At 39.8% G+C, this 269-nt stretch carries 1 pseudogene; it reads left to right on the top strand.

From position 1 onward, the window contains the following. Positions 1 to 267 (top strand): annotated as a pseudogene (locus V7183_RS00680) (phospholipase); the annotation flags it as partial. Positions 268 to 269 lie beyond the last annotated feature (2 nt).

Raw genomic sequence — 269 nt, 5'->3', positions numbered from 1 at the left:
GTGAATGATGGAAATGGATATTGGAATTGGAAAGGTACAAATCCTGAAGATTGGATCCATGCATCAGCAGTAGCTGCAAAGCAAGATTTCCCTAGCATTGTAAATGATAATACGAAAGATTGGTTTGTAAAAGCAGCCGTATCGCAAGACTATGCAAATAAATGGCGTGCTGAGGTTACACCAATGACAGGTAAGCGTTTAATGGAGGCTCAGCGTGTAACTGCTGGATATATTCAGCTTTGGTTTGACACGTATGTAAATCGTTAAAT

It is taken from the genome of Bacillus sp. JJ1127 (genome assembly GCF_036965845.1).
In the GTDB taxonomy this organism is placed as follows: domain Bacteria; phylum Bacillota; class Bacilli; order Bacillales; family Bacillaceae_G; genus Bacillus_A.
This window is presented reverse-complemented; position numbering and strand designations above follow the sequence as displayed.